The sequence below is a fragment of the Vibrio sp. 10N.222.49.C9 genome (genome assembly GCF_041474985.1).
Taxonomy (GTDB): Bacteria; Pseudomonadota; Gammaproteobacteria; order Enterobacterales; family Vibrionaceae; genus Vibrio; species Vibrio crassostreae_C.
The window spans coordinates 1-423 of the sequence record NZ_JBFRVD010001450.1; the positions used below are offsets into that span (position 1 = coordinate 1).

The window sequence follows — 423 nt, forward strand, 5'->3', positions numbered from 1 at the left end:
CTTAAGCATGGCTTTTGCGTGCACAGGGATATCAGGACGTGACCATGCATCTGGTGCGGGAGACAAATCATCAGTGTTCGTCTCACCGGTCACCTTGAATACTTTAACGGTGATTTTCTCAGCAACTTTATCTTTTGAGGTAAACCACTCGGCATCCGCCCACGATTGAACCACTTGCTTAGCGAATTCATTACCCGCTTTTGCTTTCTCTTCTACATCGTAGAAGGCATCGAACATAAGCAGTGTATGAGAGAGTGCTTTTGTTGCGATAGGGGCCAGTTCAGAATCGTCTAACAAGCTAACGAGCGGTTCAATGTTGTAACCACCTTGCATTGTGCCAAGTAGCTCAGCCGCCTTTTGCTTGCTCACTAGCGGTGATTCGACCTCACCTTTAGTGATTGCTGTTAGAAAGCCCGCTTTAAC

Annotated in this window: 1 pseudogene; it reads right to left on the reverse strand. The window is 47.0% G+C overall.

Annotation, left to right across the window (positions count from 1 at the left end):
- A pseudogene (locus AB4585_RS28700) lies at window positions 1-423 on the reverse strand (aconitate hydratase B); the annotation flags it as partial.